Raw genomic sequence first — 19,208 nt, 5'->3', positions numbered from 1 at the left:
TCCAGCAGTTGTTTTCGCGACGATAGTCACACGATCGCGGTAATCCTTGGTCACGGCGCAACCGCTGCCAGCACTTGCCCGGCATCAATGACGTCTCCTACCGTCACACTCACCGCCGAGACTGTCCCAGGAGAGGACGCGCGGAGGGCAGTCTCCATCTTCATGGCTTCGACGACCGCAACGACATCACCTTCCGATACCCGTGTTCCAGTCTGGAGTACAGCCAGTACAGTTCCCGGCATCTTCGAAGTGATCTCTCCGTCCCCTGATTCGGAATCCTTTGCTGTATAGATCTTCTCGCTCACCGGAACGGTCCAACCGCCGACGCATACCCACGCGCCGGTGCCGACTCCGAGACGTCCAGCGGTGGTTGCCAATCCGTCGGCGACCAGACTGAGGGTCATTTTTTCGGTTCCGTCTCTGACGAGTACGGAAATGTTTCGGCCGTCGGCGTCGACAATCCACTGGTCGCGTCGTTGCGAGATGACCGTTGTCGTTACGACTCGGCCGTCAGCTACTAGTTCGCGTCCGATCGGATCGGATCCCGCCCTGCGCAATGCGGCTCGGTGTAGTCCGTGAGCACCGGTCCAGGACGACGTAGTGACCGGCAACTGTTCCTCGACCGAAGTCCATACCAACGCAACAGCCGCGGCGGTGGCCTGAAGTTGCTCCGAATCCGGGACCAATCGAGTGAGGTGCTCGTCGACGAAGGAAGTGTGAATGTCATCCGTGCGCACAGCCGTTGTCGCCAAGAGCAATCGGAGGAAGCCTATGTTCGAGGCTCCGCCGAAGTAACTCGCATGGGCCAAAGCTCGGTCCAACGACTCCAGCGCCGCTGACCGTGTCAGCCCCCGCGCTATCACCTTTGCGATCATCGGATCGTAGAACGGCGGAATGGCGCCGACGCCCTCGAAAGCACTGTCGACGCGGACCTTCGACGGCCAGGAGACCTTGACGGAATGTGAAGGTGCGGGCCGAAACCCGTTGGACGGATCCTCGGCGTAGATTCTCGCTTGCACCGCGAAGCCTCGCAGTGCGATGTCGCGCTGCTGTAGAGGCAAGCGCGCGCCGAGGGCGATGTCAAGTTGCAGTTCGACGAGATCGACGCCCGTCACTTCTTCGGTGACCGTATGTTCGACCTGCAGGCGCGTGTTGACTTCGAGGAAGTAGTAGCGGTTTTCGGCGTCGACCAAGAATTCCACGGTCGCCGCGTTCACGTAACCGACGCCTGCGAGAAGACGGAGAGCGTCGTGCTGCATGGAACCCAGGACTGATTCGGGCACGGAAGTAGCCGGTGCCTGCTCGATGATCTTCTGATTTCTACGCTGAAGTGAGCATTCGCGGGTGAAGAAGTGAACTCCCGTGCCGTAGGAATCGAACAACACCTGCACCTCGACGTGACGCGGACGCTCCACCAGTGTCTCGATCATGAGGTCGCCGCGACCGAAGTTCCTTTTGTTCAACCCGATTGCGGAGGTGATGACCTCACGGGCATCATCACCCGGATGCAAGCGGACCATCCCCTTGCCTCCTCCACCGAACACCGGTTTCAGCAGCACCGGAACGTCGAGAGACTGAACATGACCGATGATGATGTCGGGATCGGCACTTGCCTCACCCCACGCATTGAGCGTCGGAATGCCGGCATCTGCGGCAGCCTTCTTCGCCCTCGCCTTGTCGCCGAGCATTGCGATGGATTCAGCGGCCGGACCGACGAATGTCAACCCTGCAGCGACGACTGCGGTAGCAAAATCGGAGTCTTCGGAAAGGAATCCGTAGCCCGGGTGCACGGCATCGCACCCGGCGCCGAGGGCGGCCGCAATGATTTGATCCGAATTGGCATAGGACTCAGACGGAAGGTCTCCGTCCAGGATTACCGTGTGATCGGCAAGGCGATGCCACTGTGCGTGTGAATCGACGGGGGAGGAGATCGTCACTACCGACATGCCCAGGCGGCGGGCTGTTCGCGCGATGCGTGTGACGATTTCACCTCGATTGGCGATGAGAAGTCGAGTCATTGTGCTCACATCCTGAATACGCCGAAGCGCGTTGTTCCGTGATTGCGGGGAAGCATGGACAGTGCGAGCGAAACCCAGGATCGCGTGTCGACCGGGTCGACGATCGCGTCCACCCACAGCCTGGACGCAACGTAAACCGATTCCCCTTGCCGGTCGTAACCTTCACGGATCGGCCGCTTGATTTCCTCTATTTCCTCTTCTGTGAGCGGAGTTCCGCGTGTGCGCGCAGATTCGATCTTCATCAAGGCCATCACCGATGCTGCTTGTTCCGCACCAACTACGGTTGTCTTGGCGTTCGGCCACACGGCCATGAAGTCAGGGCCTATCGAGCGTCCGCACATTGCGAGGTTTCCCGCCCCGTAGCTTCCACCGATGACGATGCTGAGCTTGGGAACTCTCGCGCAGGCAACGGCGTTGACCAGTTTCGCTCCATGCTTGGCGATACCTTCCGCTTCGTACTGCTTCCCGACCATGAATCCGTTGACGTTGTGCAGGAACAACAGTGGGATATCTCGCTGTGAACACAGCTCGACGAAGTTGGCGGCTTTGAGGGAGTCCTCCGAAAAGAGCACTCCGTCGTTCATGACGACTCCGACGGTGTACCCCTCGATGTGGCCTGTGCCGCAGACGATGGTTCGGCCGTAATTTGCTCGGTACTCGACCAATTCGCTCGCGTCGAGTAGGTGGGCCAGAACGTCGCGCGCGACGATAGGTGTTTTGGAAGAAGCCGGGATCACCGTGTCGAGCGCCTCGGGGGAGTGGAGAGGCGGTCGCGGAGATCGTGACGGTGCCCGTACTTCCCGTCGATCACCTCGGGCGACGATGTCGGCGATCATTGTCAGTGCCTCAATGTCGTCGTTGGCGATGTGATCGACGACGCCGCTGATCACCCCGTGCACGTCGGCACCGCCGAGTTCCTGCGGTTCGACGTCGACACCGGTAGCAGCCTTGACCAACTGAGGACCACCGAGATAGACAGTGCCGGTGCCTCGGACGATGACGGTCTCGTCGCACATCGCCGGGATGTACGCACCTCCTGCGGTGCAAGAGCCCATGACGGCTGCGATCTGAACGATTCCGTCTGCCGACATTTCGGCGATGTTCTTGAACATCTCGCCGAAATGGTGCTCGTCGGGGAAGATCTCATCCTGCATGGGGAGGAAAACACCTCCCGAGTCGACGAGATAGACACACGGCAGCCTCAGTCGACGGGCGACAGCTTGCAATCGCAGTTGCTTCTTGACGGTCAGCGGGTAGTAGGTGCCGCCTTTGACAGTGGCGTCGTTCGCGAAGATGGCGCAGAGTGAGCCGCGGATGAGACCTACTCCTGTGACCAGACCGGCCGACGGGAGTTGCTCGTCGTACACCTCGAATCCGGCCAGTTGGCCGATCTCGAAGAATGGGGACTGCACGTCGAGAAGAGCGTCGATGCGTTCGCGAGCGGGCAATTTGCCGCGAGCACGATGCTTGGCGACGGACCGCTCGGGTGCTCCGTGAACGGACAAGTGTTGCGCGCCCGCGACTCGCTCACGAATCGTCTTGTATGCCAACAAGTTTTGCTCCCGGGTTCCGGGGTCGAGTTGTGCGGTGCGTTCAATGACGGGCATGGGACGTACCTACTGTCGGTTCGGAGGAAGCTGTACGGAGGGAGAAGACGAGCGCTGTCGCCGCTGCGGTGATGAGTGCGATGATTGCCGACCACACGCGTTCATCGGACGCGAGAGGTCCGACGACGGAGGCGATGCCGGCAATCCCCTGCTGCACGAGGCCGCAGTAAGCGACGGCGATGGCTCCACCTTCCGCAAAATGTGTCACTGCTGATGCAGCCGAGTTCGGGAAGAGCAGCGATTGCCCGAATGTCAATGCGACGTAACCGATCAGGAAGACGACGAGCAACGGAATGGAACCAAGCGGGGGATACCAGCAGAGCATGAGGACGAGACCCGCAACCAGCATGCATAACGCACCTCTGCGCATCAGCTTTTCCGAACCAACGGCCGTGGCCCTGCGGTTGACGTACAACGCGCCGCCGAAGTAGGCGGCTCCGTAGAGGATTCCGAAGGCGCCGAACGCCCACGGTTGCAAATTGAATCGATCGCTGAACAGGAAGGGACTCGATTGCTGGACCAGGACGATTGCGCCGAAACCCAAACCTCCCGCAATGGCCGGTTTGTAGAACTTGGGTGTCAGCACTATGGCATTCCACCGAACGACGCGTTCGTTGTTGTCGCGGACCGTGGTGTTCTCGGTATTCACCGCCACTGCAGCCAGTGCGACGCCGAACGCCCCGAGGACTCCGAATCCGGCGCGCCATGAGGTGAACGACGCGAGTGCGCCGCCGATCAGTTGGCCACCGCCCAGCGCCACCACAAATGCCATCGACAACAGTGACAATCGACTGGCGAGCTCCGAACCGGTGAACCTGTCCTTCACCATCATTCGCACGACGATGGCCGCGCCTCCGGCCCCGATGCCTTGCAGGATCCGGCCGATCAGTAGAACGGCGGCGCTCTGGACCAAGGCGAGAGCAACGCAGGCGATCACGAACAGGGCCAAGCTGGACAGCAGTGCGGTCCTACGTCCGAGGCGATCGGCCAACCGCCCCCACACGACCACCGGTAGTGCTGCACTGATCACGAACAAAGTCACCGACCACTTGACGACGGAATCCGCGATGCCCAAATCCGCGGCGATCTTCGGCAGTGAAGGGAGATAGATGGTCGTCGCCATCTGTGCTGTCAACACGACGGCACAAGCCAGCGGTGTCACTGCGACAGTGCGGCCTTCGCTCATTCGGTGACACTTCGTAGGACGTCGGCGAAACGCTCGATCGTTGCCGAAGGCAAGTCCGCGCGAAGCATCAATCTGAGCCCGGCTTTGCCTCGACCGATGACCGGAAAGAAGACAGCCGAGGTGTAGAAACCGCGTTTCAGCAGTTCCTTTGCTACAGCGATGGTTCTTTCTTCCTCGTGGAGTGTGACGAACCGGATCGGGAGGCCATCGCCCGATGCCGGCGTGTCGACGAGTGAATCGAACTGTTCCACAACCGTTTGCAGTCGCCGTTGGCGCTTGTCTACCTCTCCGCTGTGGTGAAGTTCCACGGACGCTGCGATAGCGCCCAGCCCGGCTACGTTCACACGTTGCGACCACGTGAGTGGGCCGCCGTAGCGAAGTGCTAGATCACGATTTCGACTGCCACTGTTACTACTGAGTGCGATCGCGCCGCCGGAAGCGCCGAATCCCTTGTTCAGCGATGTCAGCAAGAATGTTCGATCATTCAAGCTGCCAATGAGATCCAGTACTGCACCACGGCCGTTGTGTCCGAGGACCGAGGTGCTGTGTGCCTCGTCGAGAACGAGAATCAGTCCGTATTTGGCCTGTAATGCGAACAGTTCGTTCAGCGGCGCCTTTCCACCGGTGCTGTAGACGGTGTCCGCCACGTATGCCACCTGAGAATTTGTGCGGCAAAGACTTTCGAGTTCATCGACGTCGTCGTGCCGAATGGTCACGATCGTCGTTTCGTCGGCGACGCTCGCCTTCATTGCATTCAGGCAGAAGTGTGCGTTCTTGTCGAACACCATGAGGGGAGGTTCGCCGCCGGTGAGCAATCCGGATGCGACGAGGGGGAGCAGACTCCACGCCGCGTTGGCCGCGGACCCGAGCGTGAGAACATGCGCGTCCAACAGTTCGCTCAGTGCGGCCTCGGTGTCGTCGAGGAGACGGGAGTGAACCCTCATCCGTGAGATGGAACTGTTCAACGTTCGTTCGCGCTCGAGAGCGGCGATTGCACCCGACCGAATCCGATCGTCGGTGTCGAGACCCAGGTACGAGTAGGTGGAGAAATTCTCGAATTCGTACCCTTCGGTCGTCCGGTGTTCGAAGCCTGCGACGCGGTCGGCGGTGATATCTGCCAGGCCCTCGCCGACTGCGCGATCCCAGAATGGGTTGCTCAAATCGGCAGCACGCCTGAGGTTCGAGTACAGGTTCCTATCTTTCAAGCTCTCGGCAACCGTCATTTTCGCGGCTGATCCCTTCACTGGATTCGATAGCGGAATTAATGCGTTGATGCACGAAGGAGCATCACGTCAGTGGGCATCGCTAATTGAGAACGAAAGACAATTCGATGTCAAGCATTGCCAATTGAAATGCCGCGAAAAGTGAAGAGAACCCTGCGGTTTGGAATTAGTTGAATCTAGGACTTTTGCAGTTCTTCCAGTTCAAGGCCGGTGATGAATTATCACGATTTCCCGTGGTAAATCGGAAAATGCCGTGAGTCACACGCTGATCAGTGTTTACCGGCGATGATCGAGTAATATTATGATCCGGGTGCGTCAAAGGGTTGGCCTGGATGTGATAAGGCTTCGGCCTGATAGTTTCCGTCAATACTTCGGGGTGTTTTGTAGTCAGGCGTGGCCTATCTGGTATTGAATTTCTTCGAGGTAAATAGTGTGAAACTCGAAGACGGAGATGGGTAAAGCTTGTCAAGTTCTTTACTTGCGGCTATTGATGGTGTGCGGTTGAACCGGCAATGATTCAGCTTCGTCGGAACCACTTACCGCTCAGAATCATCAGTATCCGGTCTGTCCGCCTATGACGACGAAGACGATCCAGAGAAACTGCGCCAAGAAAGCTCGAGATCGACTGTCGTTGCTCGGGTATGCGCGTACTTCGAATCCTGCACGTCCATCGATCGGTCTGCTGCAGCGTCATGCAATGTCAAACTGCCTCGCTCCCTTGAATTCTCATGGAGGGAGCCCAGTGGAGACGCTATGACGTCAGGGAATTGGTAGCCACGTCCTGGCCGCGACCACCAAGGCGTTCACGCCGATTGTCAGGGTCGGCTCGATCACGGGAGCGTAGTGCGGCGAATGGTTCGACGGCACGGTTCGCAGGGCTGGATCGGTCATGTCACCTGTCGTGAACAGGGAAGGGTCGGTGCCGCCGAGCAACCAGTACGACAGCGGCGCACCGGCGCTGGTCGCGAGAATGCCGACATCCTCGCTCCCTGCTCCTGCGCCAGGGTCGAGAATCTTGTTGTTTCCCAGCCATTCGGCAAAGGCATCGAGTGTCTTGTCCAGCGCTGCCGGATCATTGACGACGATAGGAAAGTGCTCTGTCTCGGTGATAGTCGGTGGGGTGGGTGCGCCGGCAGTGGCCGCCTCGCCCCGGACGATGCGGTCGACGCTGTCGAGGATTCGTTGACGCACACCGGCGTCGTAGCTACGGATGTTGAGTTGGAGCTCCGCTTCGCCGGGAATGACGTTGGCGGCATCTCCAGCATGAATGGAGCCGACGGTGAGGACCGCCGTCGCGGTGCTCGGCACTTCGCGTGAAATGACAGTTTGCAGGCGGAGCACGGTTTCGGCTGCCATGACCACGGGATCGACGGAGTTCTCCGGCATCGATCCGTGCGCGCCTTTTCCGACCAGTCGCACACGCAACGAGTCCGATCCCGCGTACGAAGGCCCAGCATGCCCGGCGATGGTGCCTGCCGGTAGCGGAGCCACGTGTTGTCCGAGGACGATGTCGGGCTTCGGGAATCGCTCGAACAGTCCGTCGTCGACCATGGCCTGCGCACCCGCTCCAAGTTCTTCGGCCGGTTGGAAGACGAGGACGAGAGTGCCGGACCAGGTCGTCGTGTCCTGAGAAAGAATTCGGGCTGCACCGAGTAGACAGGTTGTGTGCAGGTCATGGCCGCACGCGTGACTGACCGAGACGGATTTCCCCTGATCGTCGGTGGTCGTCACCGTGCTGGCGTAGTCCAAGCCGGTTTCTTCTCGAACCGGGAGGGCGTCCATGTCCGCACGCAGCAGCGCAGTAGGTCCCGCTCCGTTCTTCAGGACGCCGACGACTCCGGTCGAGCCGACCCCGGTTGTGGTGTCGAATCCCAATGCTGCCAAATGCTTTTCGACGATCTTGGATGTTCTATCCTCGTGAAACCCCAACTCCGGGTGGCTGTGGAGGTCCTTGTAGACGTCGATCAGGTTTGGATCCACGGCGCCGGTTTCGTGCACAGTCGAGGTCATAAGCGTCCTCTCGGTAGCGTCTTTTCAGGCTAACCGCGATGACGTGTCGGCAAACACGACCTAGGTCCCATCGCGGCCGTGATTCGGAGTTCGGATGCTTACGGCACGTAGAACGATGCGACGCCTGGGGTGATCGTTCCGGTGACGGACAGGACGGCGACAGCGACTTGGCCTGTTCCGGTCTGAACGATCGCCTCTGCCGGGAATCCGTGCAGGCCGTCCGAGAGTCGGGCGGAACCGGAGGCCCCGGTCGAGAGGTTCAGCCAGCGCACTTCGGACGAGAGTAGGCATCCCCACCGGTCTTCCTTGCCGCCGGTGATCGTCACCGTGCCGGGTTGGTCGCCGACCACAGCTACGCAGCGGACTGCGGGCGCGTCGAAGCTGCCGTTCGGGTTGCCGTACGGCGCAGGGTTGACCTGGAATGGAATGGTCACCGCTGCAGATGCGAGCGCTACCGGCGTCAGAGCCGAAACGATCACGACAGATGCGCAGACGCTCAGTCGGCGAACGAGATTCATCACGAGAGACCTCCAATGTCCAGGTTGTTCATTCCCCGACGCACAGCTCGGTTCTTCGTGTGCCCGGAACTCGTCCAGCAATGTCGTTTGTAGTGGCCACTTTCCAGCACTGTCGTGATCGAAGGGACAGCCTCACCATATCCGCTCGAATCGGAGAATTCAGAGATTGGCGATGATGCGATCGACGGGACCCTGCGGTGAGCGCCGCAATGGGCCAACCGTGACCGGTGTTGTTGAGTCAACCCGCTTGCAGTGTCCCGCTGAATGGGCATCCGGACCCTACTGCGTCTCGACTGCCCTAGCGTTTGCGTCGATAAACCACGTGAAGGGATTCGTTCAATGGCTAAGAATCAGGCACCCCCCGCGACTCGAGCCCATGACATCGCTGTCGACCTGCTTGTGATCGGGTCCGGTACCGGCATGGCTGCGGCCCTCGCCGCGAACGAGCTCGGCTTGTCCACGCTGATCGTGGAGAAGACGCAGTACGTTGGCGGTTCGACGGCGCGGTCCGGTGGGGCGTTTTGGATGCCTGCCAACGCGGTACTGGCGGAAGCCGGTGCGGGCGACACCGTAGCGCGCGCGAAGACCTATGTGCATGCGGCGGTTGGTGATACGGCACCCGCCGCACGCGGTGAGGCGTTCGTCGACCACAGTGCCGCCACGGTCGACATGCTCGGTCGCACGACGCCCATGAAGTTTTTCTGGGCCAAGGAATACTCCGATTACCACCCCGAACTGCCGGGCGGCAGCGCGGCCGGCCGCACTTGCGAGTGCCAGCCGTTCGACGCGTCGGTACTGGGCACTGAACGCGCTCGCCTGCGCCCCGGCCTGATGGAAGCCGGGCTTCCGATGCCGGTCACTGGCGCGGACTACAAATGGATGAACCTGATGGTGAAGAAGCCGACCAAGGCTTTTCCGCGCATCATCCGCCGCTTGGCGCAGGGCGTTTACGGTAAGTACGTCCTCAAGCGTGAATACATCGCCGGCGGTCAGGCGCTCGCAGCGGGCCTGTTCGCCGGTGTGGTGCAAGCAGGTATCCCGGTGTGGACGGAAACGTCGTTGGTTCGGCTCGTCACCGAGGGCGACCGCGTGACCGGTGCGATCGTCGTGCAGGACGGTCGCGAGGTGACGGTGACGGCCCGCCGCGGTGTCGTTCTGGCCGCCGGCGGGTTCGACCACAACATGGAATGGCGTCACAAGTACCAGTCGGAGAGCCTCGGAGAGCACGAGAGCCTGGGCGCAGAGGGCAACATCGGCGAGGCGATCGAGGCTGCCCAGGAGTTGGGCGCGGGTATCGGCTCGATGGATCAGTCGTGGTGGTTCCCCGCAGTGGCGAGCATCAAGGGACGACCGCCAATGGTGATGCTCGCGGAGCGTGCGCTGCCTGGCTCGTTCATCGTCGACCACACCGGTCGTCGATTCGTCAACGAGGCAACCGACTACATGACGTTCGGTCAGCGCGTGCTCGAGAGGGAGAAGGCGGGCGACCCTGCCGAGTCCATGTGGTTCGTTTTCGACCAGGAGTACCGCAACAGTTATGTGTTCGCAGGCGGCATCTTCCCGCGTCAGCCCCTTCCACCAGCGTTCTTCGAGTCCGGTATCGCGCACAAGGCGAGCAGTCCGGCCGAGCTTGCCCGCAAGGTCGGACTTCCCGAGGATGCATTTGCCGAGTCCTTCGAGAAGTTCAACGAGGCCGCAGCTGCCGGTAGCGATGCGGAATTCGGTCGCGGCGGAAGTGCATACGATCGGTACTACGGCGACCCGACAGTGTCGCCGAACCCGAACCTGAGGAAGCTCGACACGAGTGCCCTCTACGCGGTGAAGATGACGCTCAGCGACCTCGGCACCTGCGGCGGCGTGGAGGCCGACGATCGAGCGCGCGTGCTTCGTGAGGACGGCAGCGTCATCGACGGCCTGTACGCGATCGGCAATACCGCGGCCAACGCATTCGGACACTCTTACCCGGGCGCTGGCGCGACGATCGGCCAGGGCTTGGTTTACGGATACATCGCCGCGCATCACGCAGCAGAGCGGTAGCTCTACCGAACAACAGATCTACCTGAACGGGAGATCAGCGCACGTTCCGATACCGGGACATGCACTGGTCTCCCGTTCGGCGTTCAGGTGACGTCGAGGCGGGTGCAATTTCGACCGGTCGGGTCGACCTGGCAAAAACAGGTATGTATCCAGGTAATTCAACCGTCGTGTGGAGCACCATGAAGCGACAGCGTATGGGGTGATTCTCATCCGCAACGCAAGGATCCGCATGTTCCACCCCAATCTCGACCGCCCGTGCAGACACCCGCCCTGTCGATCTGCAACCGAAATGCCTTCGGTTCGCCGTGACGACATTCGTGGCCCACGATCAAGGATCGGTTCCCGCCCTGCCGCGAGTTGGCTCGGGATTTTGCCAGTGCTGTCACCAGTACTGACGGAATAGTCTCCGGACCTGCTCTCCGTCCACCCGCGTGACAAGTCCGCGGCGCACAGGATGAGCGCACCACAGTGTGGTCCGTGATGCGAGCTAGCGCACTCAGGTGTTCGCTGTTGTGGCCGTTTCCGTGCCACAGACCATGCCGTCGAAGATCCACGAGCTCGTCGGATTCTCGACATTTCGATCAGTACCCATGCGTCCCGCTGTCGCAAGAGTTGTCGCTCTGGTTATCGCCGTGGCGCATTCCGAAAAATTCACTCCAACGGAGTCGGTGCTGTCTGCCGTACCGCTCAGCACGTACCGAGTGCTGCCTGCAGGTAGAGCGTTGCACCTGCTCCGATCACATCAGTCAAGGAAAAAATGAGTAAGCACAGAAAACCCATGCGTTCCAACACGAAACGATTCATCGCTGCTACTGCGGGAGTGAGTGCTCTTGTGGGTGCCGGAGCGGTCGTCAATGCAGGTATCGCCGGTGCGCAAGGTTGGTCGGCGAGTTGTAACTGGGAGTGGCCGGTAGACGGGGCGCTGTCACAGGGCTTCCATGCAGGACATGACGGCGTCGACTTCGCCGTAAACGTAGGCACCGTACTCCACGCACCGACGTCGGGCACTATTTCGGTTGCAGGACCGAACGATCCGGGTGGATACGGAACATACATCCAGTTGGAAGCGGACTCGGGCGCGCAGATTCAGATGGGTCACCTCTCCGAAACATGGGTCGGTGTGGGGCAGCATGTCGAGGTAGGCGATCAGATCGGGGCAACGGGCAACACCGGCAGTTCCACCGGGCCACACTTGCATCTGCGGATTCACAACGGCGGTGCCGTCGATCCCATGACCTTCCTGAGTTCGGTCGGCGCGTGCGACACCGGCTCGAGCATTGTTCCTGCACCTGCACCTGCACCTGCACCTGCACCTGCACCTGCACCCGAGCCCGAAGTGGTACCCGAATCCGTGCCGGATCCGGTAGTCGAGTCTGCATCATTCGAATCTTCACCGGCAGAGAGCATTCCGGAGATCAACTCTCAGGCGTCGGGCGAAGTGGTGACCGTTGCGGCAGGGGATACGTTGTTCGGCCTCGGTGCCGAACGTGGGCTCACCTGGCAGCAGGTTTGGGACATGAACCCACAGATCGTCAATCCCGATCAGATCTTCGTGGGAGACGCAATCACTCTGTAAAAGTGGAGGATTCGATGCCGAGTGAGGGTGGACGACTGGTGCTCGATCAGGTCCAGTAGTTGCGCTCATCCGGAATCCCAGTTGGTGCGTGAGAACTCTGCAGCCGGGCCGTGTTGCGGCCCGGCTGTTTTCGTGCCCGTGATGTGCGCGTCAGGTCGACGATCCAGACGATCAATGCAGCGACAGCGTACCCGCCCCCGACGGCGCTCGAAGCACCCCAACCCGATACGTGGAAGACCATGGTGGTGGAGATCGCTCCGATTGCGCTGCCCAGCGAATAGAACACCATGTAGCTGCCGATGATGCGGCCGGCTGATTCCGGTGCATGGGCGACGATGAGATTCTGACTTGTGACGTGTACAGCCTGGACGGCGAAGTCCAATGCAATCACGCCGATCGCGAGCAGAACAAGAGAGTGCGTAGCCTGCGCGCTCAGCACCCACGAGAGTACGAGAACGATCAGGGACAAGCCGGTGACGCGCTGCGACTTGCCTTCGTCTGCCCATCGGCCGGCGCTGATTGCACCCAGTGCGCCGACAAGTCCGGCTATGCCGAACAGCCCGATCTGTGTTGTGGACAATCGCCACGGTTCCTCGCTCAGTGGCAGGGTCATACCGCTCCACAATGCACCGAAGGACGCAAAGAGGAACAGGGTGATCAGCGCCCGGGTGCGGAATACTCGGTTCGTAGTTGTCAACGTCACGACTGACCCGACTGCCCGCGCGTAACTGCTCTTATTCCGTCGTGGGCACACGTCTTTCGGCAACATCGCCAAAGCGACCGCGGCGATCAGAAGAGAGAGAACGGCAGACCCCGAATAGACCGCCCGCCAGCCGGCCAGATCGGCAACCAGTCCCGCCACGGTGCGGGCGAGGATGATGCCCACCACGACGCCACTGGTGATGACGCCGATGTTCGCGCCCCGCTCCTCCGGGTGGCTGATTGCTGCGGCGTAGGCAACTATGACTTGGACGACGACTGAGAATGCGCCTGCGACAGTGATGCCGATCAACAGTTGAAGACTCGTGGTGGAAAATGCGACAAACATCATTCCCGTTGCGGCAGAGCCTATCTGGAGTGCGATCAGTTTCTTGCGGTCCACCAGGTCGCTCAGTGGCACCAGCACGATCAGCCCTGCGAGGTAGCCGAGTTGGGCGAGTGCAACGACTAGTCCGAGACCGGCCGCTGGAAGTGACAGGTCCGCCCCGATTTGGCCGAGAAGTGGCTGTGCGTAGTAAATGTTTGCTACCGAGACCCCGCAGAGGACAGCCAAAAGGATGCGCAGTCTGTGAGGCATCCCGTGCCTGGTCGGCGCGGCCTCGTGCGCGGCATGATTGACCACTTTCACTCCATTTGGTTGCGTTTTGATACCATTTGAAGGCTATGTTATATCGGTTTCAAAACGCAACCAAAGAGGAAATTGATGGCTGATCGCATGCAGTGGACGGACTCTCACTGCCCGGTGGCCAGAGCAGCCGACATCATCGGGGACCGCTGGTCGCTGCTGATCGTGCGAGATGCCTTCGACGGGGCGCGTAGATTCAGTCAGTTTCAGCGCAACCTCGGCATCGCGAAGAACATTCTGACCGACAGGCTGCGGAGCCTTGTCGAACAGGAAATCCTGGAGGTTCGAGCAAACGAACAGGGGACCAGGAACGAGTACGTCTTGACCGCACGTGGCGCGGATCTATTCATCGTGATCGTGAGTTTGCGTCAGTGGGGCGAGCGCCACGCGTTCGACGACGGTGAACCATTTTCGACGTTGGTCGACGACACGACGGGAGATCCTGTGCCGACGCTGCGATTGGCCAATGCACAGGAAATCGAACTTGATGTGGCAAATACGCACGTACGGAAGGTCGATCTCGATTGATACTTCATTCAGCGGGACCGCTGTGAAGCGAACCGACATCAGTGTTCTGCGTCGCCGTTGGTCAGACGAGGATGTCGAGAAATTACAGGCAGAGTTGCTTGATCAGTCGCGGATCGTCAAGCCACCTCACGCGCTCACCTCGCCATGGACGGAGACTGCCGACGGGTTGGTGGATTTGCGTGGTCTGGCGGCAGGTAGCGGTGGTATCGACATCAGATTCCTCACTCTGGAACGCATCGACCTGAGCTTCGTCAAGGGAGCACTGTCAGTCTTCGAGTCCGAACTATTCGACTGCCGTTTCGATTTCGCCATGTTGACCGGTCAGCCGCGCATCAATCGCAGATTCGAGCGGTGCAGTTTCCGCGGTGCCACGCTCTCCCGTCTGGCTCTGGGGCCGCAGATCGTCGATTGCGATTTCACCGGAGCGAAAGCACTGCGGCTCAGGTCAGTGCCCAATACTGTGTTCGAGCGCTGCACTTTCGACGGCGCGGACCTGACCGGTGCGCAGTTCTCGGACACGTCTTTCGTAGATTGCACCTTCGGCGCTGCGCGATTCTCCCCATCCTCGAGCTTCCTGCGGTGCTCCTTCACCCGCACCGTCGTCGAGTTCTCCACCGCGCGGGTGTCGCGAACGACGAGCGACGGGCTCGAGGTGCCGGACCAGTGGGCGGGTGAAGCAGATGCGACCGTCGCGCTGGAGCAGTATGCCGCGCGCTACGCCCAAACAATTGACGCGGGAGAAGAGGGTGGCATAGGTCTTGATCCCGAAACTCAGGATCGGTAGTTCGAGTTGGAATCAGGGGAGCGTCGTCAGGTGATTCCGGCAACGACTTCGACGCGGACGACGAACTGCGGAAGATCGAGTTCCTGGTCCTGGACGGTATCGGTGAGCCGCGGTGACCATCCGCATTCTGTCAGCGTGGGCCAACCCCGATTGTCAATGGCGAAAGCTTTGTTCCCGAAGGGTAATTGGCGCCGAACACCATCGAACCTGCGGCAGTTACCCGCACCTGGGCCTGCACGGCTGATTCTGAGTTCTCGACGCTGTCGAGGGTCGCAATCACGATGCGTTCCGACCCGTCAAGGGTCGTCCTGACGCTCAATTGCCCCTGCGCCTCGGTCAGGAGAACCTCGGGATCGGCGATGACGATATCCAGGAGTCCGTCGTGCGCGCGGAGGTGGATCTCGCCGCTGTACTGGGCGATCCGAGTCCCATCGGGTTCATGACGATCTGCGACGAATGGCCAGATCAGTTCGTCATTCTCCTCGACTACGGCAGACACATATGTAATCTCGCCAAGTGCTCGAACGTATTGCAGCAATGACTCTTTCACTGACCATCTCAGTGGTGTGACGTTTCTGTGCTTTGATGTTTCCACAGTATTCTCAATTCTTTTTGCCGACGGGTCGGCAACGATCGGCTCTCAAAGCTAACCGGAGATTGGACCAAGCGGGGGCTGACATGGCCGGCTCCCGGCTCGTCGAATTTTTTCTACAACTCGAGATTATGTTTCAGTAGAACTGCTGTTGAACTTGAGGCCGCCGAGAACGAGGTCGACCACTGATTCGATATATTTATCCGCGCTGGATTCGAATTCTTTGAGTTTAGACATCGGCGTCATCAGAAAACGGTGCTCGATTGTTCCTGCCACGGCATCGAGTATCAAAGCTGGTGATGTGCCTCTGGAAATCTCTCCGCGTTCGATTGCGCGAAATATGGTTTCCCGACCGCCAACGATACTTTCATTGCGGAATTCAGCGATGTCGCCCTCGAAGAGTTCTGGGAATATTTTAGCGTCGATCATGGCTCGCATTCGTGCCGAACCATGTTCGCCGAGCAGCCGCTCTACCGTTACTTGGCCGATAGCGACCAGATCTCCGCGAAGGGTTCCGGTATCGAAGTCGGCCACGGACATTTTGCTGGATCGCAGCGCTGCTGTCATTATCTGTTCTTTTGTCTGCCATCGTCGATAGAGGGCTGCTTTTCCGACTTTGGCGTGTCGCGCAATCAAGTCCAGATTCAGCCTTGCCCATCCAAGATCGCCGTACAACTCCAGCGTCGCGGATAGAAGACGTGCTTCTATCTCTGGATCGCTTGGTCGCCCACGGCCAGACGGTTGCGGGATGGCGCTTGACATGGGCCCATCATGCCACGCGCCATCCCTTGCGGTGCCAGAGAATCCCCGTCTCGCGGCGGAAATCTCGTAGGCAATATCAGGATGATTCTCGGACCGGAATGTCGGCCACTTGCTCCGGCAGGTCCGGTTGGTAGGCCTTTCCGCCTAGCTTGTTGAGAAGTGGGACCAGCACAAAGATGAGAACACCCACGCCGATGCAGGCGGACCAGATCGTCAGGAACGCAGTCTCACTGGGAATTTTCGACCCACTGATCACTATGCCGGACATGATCGCAGCGCACATCGCTCCAGCGGCTGCCCCGGCTACCGTTCGAGAGGTGTTGTACAGAGCGCCCGCGATCCCGGAGTCTTCCGGGCGTGCGCGAGAAATTACAAGTGCGGGAAGCAGTGCAACGAATAGCCCGATTCCGGTACCGCCGATCAATCCCATCGAAATGAAGCCCGTCAGACTGTGTCGAAATACGATCAACCCACCAAACCAAATGGAAATCAGAAGAGCCGACATCTGCAGCACCGTTCGAGTCCCGAATCGTCGCGCGAGGCTGTCGGCGAGCGACGACGAAATCATGATGGCGAGGGGTACTGGGGTTATCGCGAGTCCGATGCCCATCGAGTCGAGGCCAAATCCGTAGCCGACGATCTCGGGTTTGGATGCAAAATACAGTGTAGAAACAGTGGCGGCTCCGTAGAACTGCAATCCGAATAATGCTGTCAGTCCTAGAAGGAATCCGACTCCTCCCTTCGTCAACAATGTCAAGTCGACCAACGGGCTGCTGATTTTCTTCTCGAGTACAACAAACGCGACAAGTAGTGCCAAGCCGCCGCCAATTGACATCAGGGTTGTTGTAGAGGTCCACCCCAGTTTGCTTCCATTGCTTATCCCGACGAGGAAGGCCGCGAGGCCGGTACCCAGTATTGCCGCACCTGTCCAGTCGATGGACCCTGTCGCACGAGTGGTGGTTTCGGGCACAAACCTGGCAATGGTCACAAGGCTTGCCAGTACCAGTGCGGCAGGCACGAAGAGGACAAGAGTCAGGTCGGCATGAGCTCCGAGGACTCCGACCAAAAGGTTCCCCGCCGCTCCTCCGGCACCAAGGCACCCGACAAGTATTCCGATTGCGCGTCCTGAACTGGCGCCCGCTCGTTCTCGGAGAATTGCCAACTCGAGTGGGAGCAGTGCCCCCAGCGTTCCTTGGATGATTCTGCCCAACAAGAAGATTCCAAACGATGGTGCTATCGCTGTCAGGAGCGTTCCGACGGTCACTGTGCCAAGGACAAATAGGACCATGCGCCGGTGGCCGTATCTGTCGCCCAGTTTGGCCAACACGGGTACGCAGATGACGGTCGAAAGTAGGTATGAAGCCAGTACCCAGTTGAGTTGCGCTGGATTGACGTCGAGCCTCTGTCCAATTTGCGGTATGAGTGGTATGTACCACGACTGCAGCATTCCGCTGGTGACTTCGGAAAATGCGAGGAAGCCAACGGCTGCGAGTCCTCCGACTTGGCGTGCGGACGGCCCTGGTTTCGACTGAACGTTCGGTTCGGTCACTGGCGCCCCTCGGAGGTGTGTTCATTTCGGGTTGGATTGTCAGACATCGGTTCTCGGGTCCTTCTAATCGGAGGTTCGGGGCCGTTCGAATAAGAGACAACTATCGTCCGCTGAACAATATTGAGTGGGTTGCGGATGTGTCAAGGCTCACAATGTTGTTACCGGGAGGTAGTCAATGCAGTTGGTCGAACGGCAGAATCCTGACGGCCGGACATGCGTTCACTTCGCCGGGATTGCAACAGGGTGAGGGTGTTCCACGAGTTCGTGTCACGGATCATCTGTCGGTCGTGAGTGGACACCACAACGGCCGCATCAGTCGCGTCGAGAGTCGGATGGAGGGCAACGGCACTACCGTGCCGGCGGACACGACTCGGTCGGAGGCCAATTTGTCTGTGTACGAACGGAAATGCTCTCCAACCTTGCACTGCTGGGGGAGGGGAGATTTGTGAACAAGAGTCAAGACGGAAGAGGCGTTGGTTCGGGTTGCTGTGCTGATTCGTGGGCTGGTCTCGAATCGAAAGACGCCTCGGATCAGTCTCGGCGCCTGTCAGAAGTCATCTTCTGCAACCGCTTTCATGTGGGCATTGACACGAGACGACCTCGACGGCCACACAATTGAGGGGACCGACGAGGCCGGTAACCGTCGTAAGATCACTGACGTTTACATTTCTACCGTACGTGTCACGATTGGCCGGCGTCGGATAGCTTCGTCCTGATTGTGTGAGTGTTTCGTCCTGCTTCGCCCATTTCGGACGATTCTTCGTCTCGCGCCGATTGGTGCCCCGGCGTCGGTGTCGAGGATTTCGAGTTCTGAGGGGCGGGGACCTCGTAGATGTAGAGCCAGTGTCTCGAGTGACAGCGGGTGAGGGAGGGGTCAATCCCTGTCGGCACCGCTGTCTCAGATGTTACTGAGGTCGGAGATCACCTGATCCAGCGCGCCGGTACGGCCCGGTGTGACTACTTTCTGGAATATCGTCAGCACGCATTCGTCGAGGGCATCGGTCAGCGACACAGTTTTCCGAGTGACGTTGTTTCGGTTGGACCAGCGCCCGCGGGCCATATGTGCGAGAGCGATTCCGTCGCGCAGGGCCGTCGCTCTTCGGCTCGAGGAATGCGTGAAGATGTACGTCCGACCGGAGATGTCGACCTCACATCGCTTGTTCTTTCTGCGCATGGCCCCGCGCTTCTGATCAGTCACGGTTCCGATCGTTCCGTCGGCCAAGTGAAGTGTTGCGGGGTGACCTTTGCGGAACGTGAGTACAGGTCGGTCTCGATCGGCAACCGACGATTTCGGCTTACGTCTACCTGGAGTTCGATCGCCCTCGTCCGGGTGCGTGGGGGACAGGTTGCCGTACAGACTTCCCGCTGGATCGAAAATGGCTACGGCAAAGCCATCTTCGGCAAGCTTGACGAACCATCCGGCTTCCGTGGAACTGTCCCAATTCATGTCGACGATTATCCTACGGTTGATCG

The 19,208-nt window shown here is 59.7% G+C and carries 15 protein-coding genes; 4 read left to right on the top strand and 11 right to left on the bottom strand.

Annotation, left to right across the window (positions count from 1 at the left end; all coding sequences use genetic code 11):
* Window positions 1-50 precede the first annotated feature (50 nt).
* The 6 genes from ACFQ6H_RS21450 to ACFQ6H_RS21425 all read right to left on the bottom strand — a co-directional run bounded on the left by ACFQ6H_RS21450 (window position 51) and on the right by ACFQ6H_RS21425 (window position 8,562).
* The gene (locus tag ACFQ6H_RS21450; protein ID WP_378648463.1) at window positions 51-2,018 is read right to left on the bottom strand and encodes an acetyl/propionyl/methylcrotonyl-CoA carboxylase subunit alpha; all 1,968 of its coding nucleotides are present in this window, start codon (window positions 2,016-2,018) and stop codon (window positions 51-53) included.
* A gap of 5 nt (window positions 2,019-2,023) precedes the next feature.
* The gene (locus tag ACFQ6H_RS21445; protein ID WP_378548191.1) at window positions 2,024-3,625 is read right to left on the bottom strand and encodes a carboxyl transferase domain-containing protein; all 1,602 of its coding nucleotides are present in this window, start codon (window positions 3,623-3,625) and stop codon (window positions 2,024-2,026) included.
* Window positions 3,612-4,811: an MFS transporter gene (locus ACFQ6H_RS21440; RefSeq protein WP_378648461.1), complete on the bottom strand. Its 1,200-nt coding sequence runs from the start codon at window positions 4,809-4,811 to the stop codon at window positions 3,612-3,614. Before ACFQ6H_RS21440 ends, ACFQ6H_RS21445 begins: the two co-directional genes overlap by 14 nt.
* Complete coding sequence (locus ACFQ6H_RS21435; RefSeq protein WP_378648459.1) at window positions 4,808-5,971, bottom strand: aminotransferase class I/II-fold pyridoxal phosphate-dependent enzyme; 1,164 nt, start codon at window positions 5,969-5,971, stop codon at window positions 4,808-4,810. Before ACFQ6H_RS21435 ends, ACFQ6H_RS21440 begins: the two co-directional genes overlap by 4 nt.
* An 822-nt stretch (window positions 5,972-6,793) precedes the next feature.
* Window positions 6,794-8,044: an amidohydrolase gene (locus tag ACFQ6H_RS21430; protein ID WP_378648457.1), complete on the bottom strand. Its 1,251-nt coding sequence runs from the start codon at window positions 8,042-8,044 to the stop codon at window positions 6,794-6,796.
* Window positions 8,045-8,142: 98 nt separating this feature from the next.
* On the bottom strand, window positions 8,143-8,562 hold the full coding sequence (locus ACFQ6H_RS21425) for a hypothetical protein (RefSeq protein WP_378535727.1): 420 nt from the start codon (window positions 8,560-8,562) through the stop codon (window positions 8,143-8,145).
* A gap of 339 nt (window positions 8,563-8,901) precedes the next feature.
* Between ACFQ6H_RS21425 and ACFQ6H_RS21420 the strand changes: the two genes are divergently transcribed.
* Together ACFQ6H_RS21420 and ACFQ6H_RS21415 are read left to right on the top strand one after the other, a co-directional pair.
* The gene (locus tag ACFQ6H_RS21420; protein WP_378648455.1) at window positions 8,902-10,599 is read left to right on the top strand and encodes a 3-ketosteroid-delta-1-dehydrogenase; all 1,698 of its coding nucleotides are present in this window, start codon (window positions 8,902-8,904) and stop codon (window positions 10,597-10,599) included.
* Window positions 10,600-11,377: 778 nt separating this feature from the next.
* Window positions 11,378-12,175 carry a peptidoglycan DD-metalloendopeptidase family protein gene (locus ACFQ6H_RS21415; RefSeq protein ID WP_378648453.1) on the top strand — a complete coding sequence of 266 codons (798 nt, stop codon included), beginning with the start codon at window positions 11,378-11,380 and terminating at the stop codon, window positions 12,173-12,175.
* A 46-nt stretch (window positions 12,176-12,221) separates the two neighbouring features.
* Here the strand turns inward: ACFQ6H_RS21415 and ACFQ6H_RS21410 are convergent, their stop codons facing one another.
* Complete coding sequence (locus tag ACFQ6H_RS21410) at window positions 12,222-13,517, bottom strand: MFS transporter (RefSeq protein ID WP_378648451.1); 1,296 nt, start codon at window positions 13,515-13,517, stop codon at window positions 12,222-12,224.
* Between the two features lie 81 nt (window positions 13,518-13,598).
* Here ACFQ6H_RS21410 and ACFQ6H_RS21405 point away from each other — a divergent pair, with 81 nt between their 5' ends.
* Both ACFQ6H_RS21405 and ACFQ6H_RS21400 read left to right on the top strand, forming a co-directional pair.
* Window positions 13,599-14,048, top strand: coding sequence for a winged helix-turn-helix transcriptional regulator (locus tag ACFQ6H_RS21405; protein ID WP_378648449.1), 450 nt, complete (start codon window positions 13,599-13,601; stop codon window positions 14,046-14,048).
* Window positions 14,049-14,070: 22 nt separating this feature from the next.
* On the top strand, window positions 14,071-14,832 hold the full coding sequence (locus tag ACFQ6H_RS21400) for a pentapeptide repeat-containing protein (RefSeq protein WP_378648447.1): 762 nt from the start codon (window positions 14,071-14,073) through the stop codon (window positions 14,830-14,832).
* 130 nt (window positions 14,833-14,962) lie between these two features.
* On the opposite strand, the gene ACFQ6H_RS21395 is transcribed toward ACFQ6H_RS21400, so the two are convergent.
* From ACFQ6H_RS21395 to ACFQ6H_RS21380, 4 genes are all read right to left on the bottom strand, one after another.
* On the bottom strand, window positions 14,963-15,382 hold the full coding sequence (locus ACFQ6H_RS21395) for an HtaA domain-containing protein (RefSeq protein WP_378648445.1): 420 nt from the start codon (window positions 15,380-15,382) through the stop codon (window positions 14,963-14,965).
* A gap of 171 nt (window positions 15,383-15,553) precedes the next feature.
* A complete protein-coding gene (locus ACFQ6H_RS21390) occupies window positions 15,554-16,186 on the bottom strand; it encodes a TetR/AcrR family transcriptional regulator (protein WP_378648443.1) in 633 nt (210 codons plus the stop codon).
* Window positions 16,187-16,262: 76 nt separating this feature from the next.
* Window positions 16,263-17,735, bottom strand: coding sequence for an MFS transporter (locus tag ACFQ6H_RS21385; protein WP_378648441.1), 1,473 nt, complete (start codon window positions 17,733-17,735; stop codon window positions 16,263-16,265).
* Between the two features lie 898 nt (window positions 17,736-18,633).
* A complete protein-coding gene (locus tag ACFQ6H_RS21380) occupies window positions 18,634-19,182 on the bottom strand; it encodes a hypothetical protein (RefSeq protein WP_378648439.1) in 549 nt (182 codons plus the stop codon).
* Between the last annotated feature and the right edge of the window lie 26 nt (window positions 19,183-19,208).

The sequence above is a fragment of the Rhodococcus sp. NPDC056506 genome (assembly GCF_042794945.1).
Lineage (GTDB): Bacteria > Actinomycetota > Actinomycetes > Mycobacteriales > Mycobacteriaceae > Rhodococcus_F.
The sequence above is the reverse complement of the archived record's forward strand: the minus strand, read 5'-3'. Positions and strand labels throughout refer to the sequence as shown.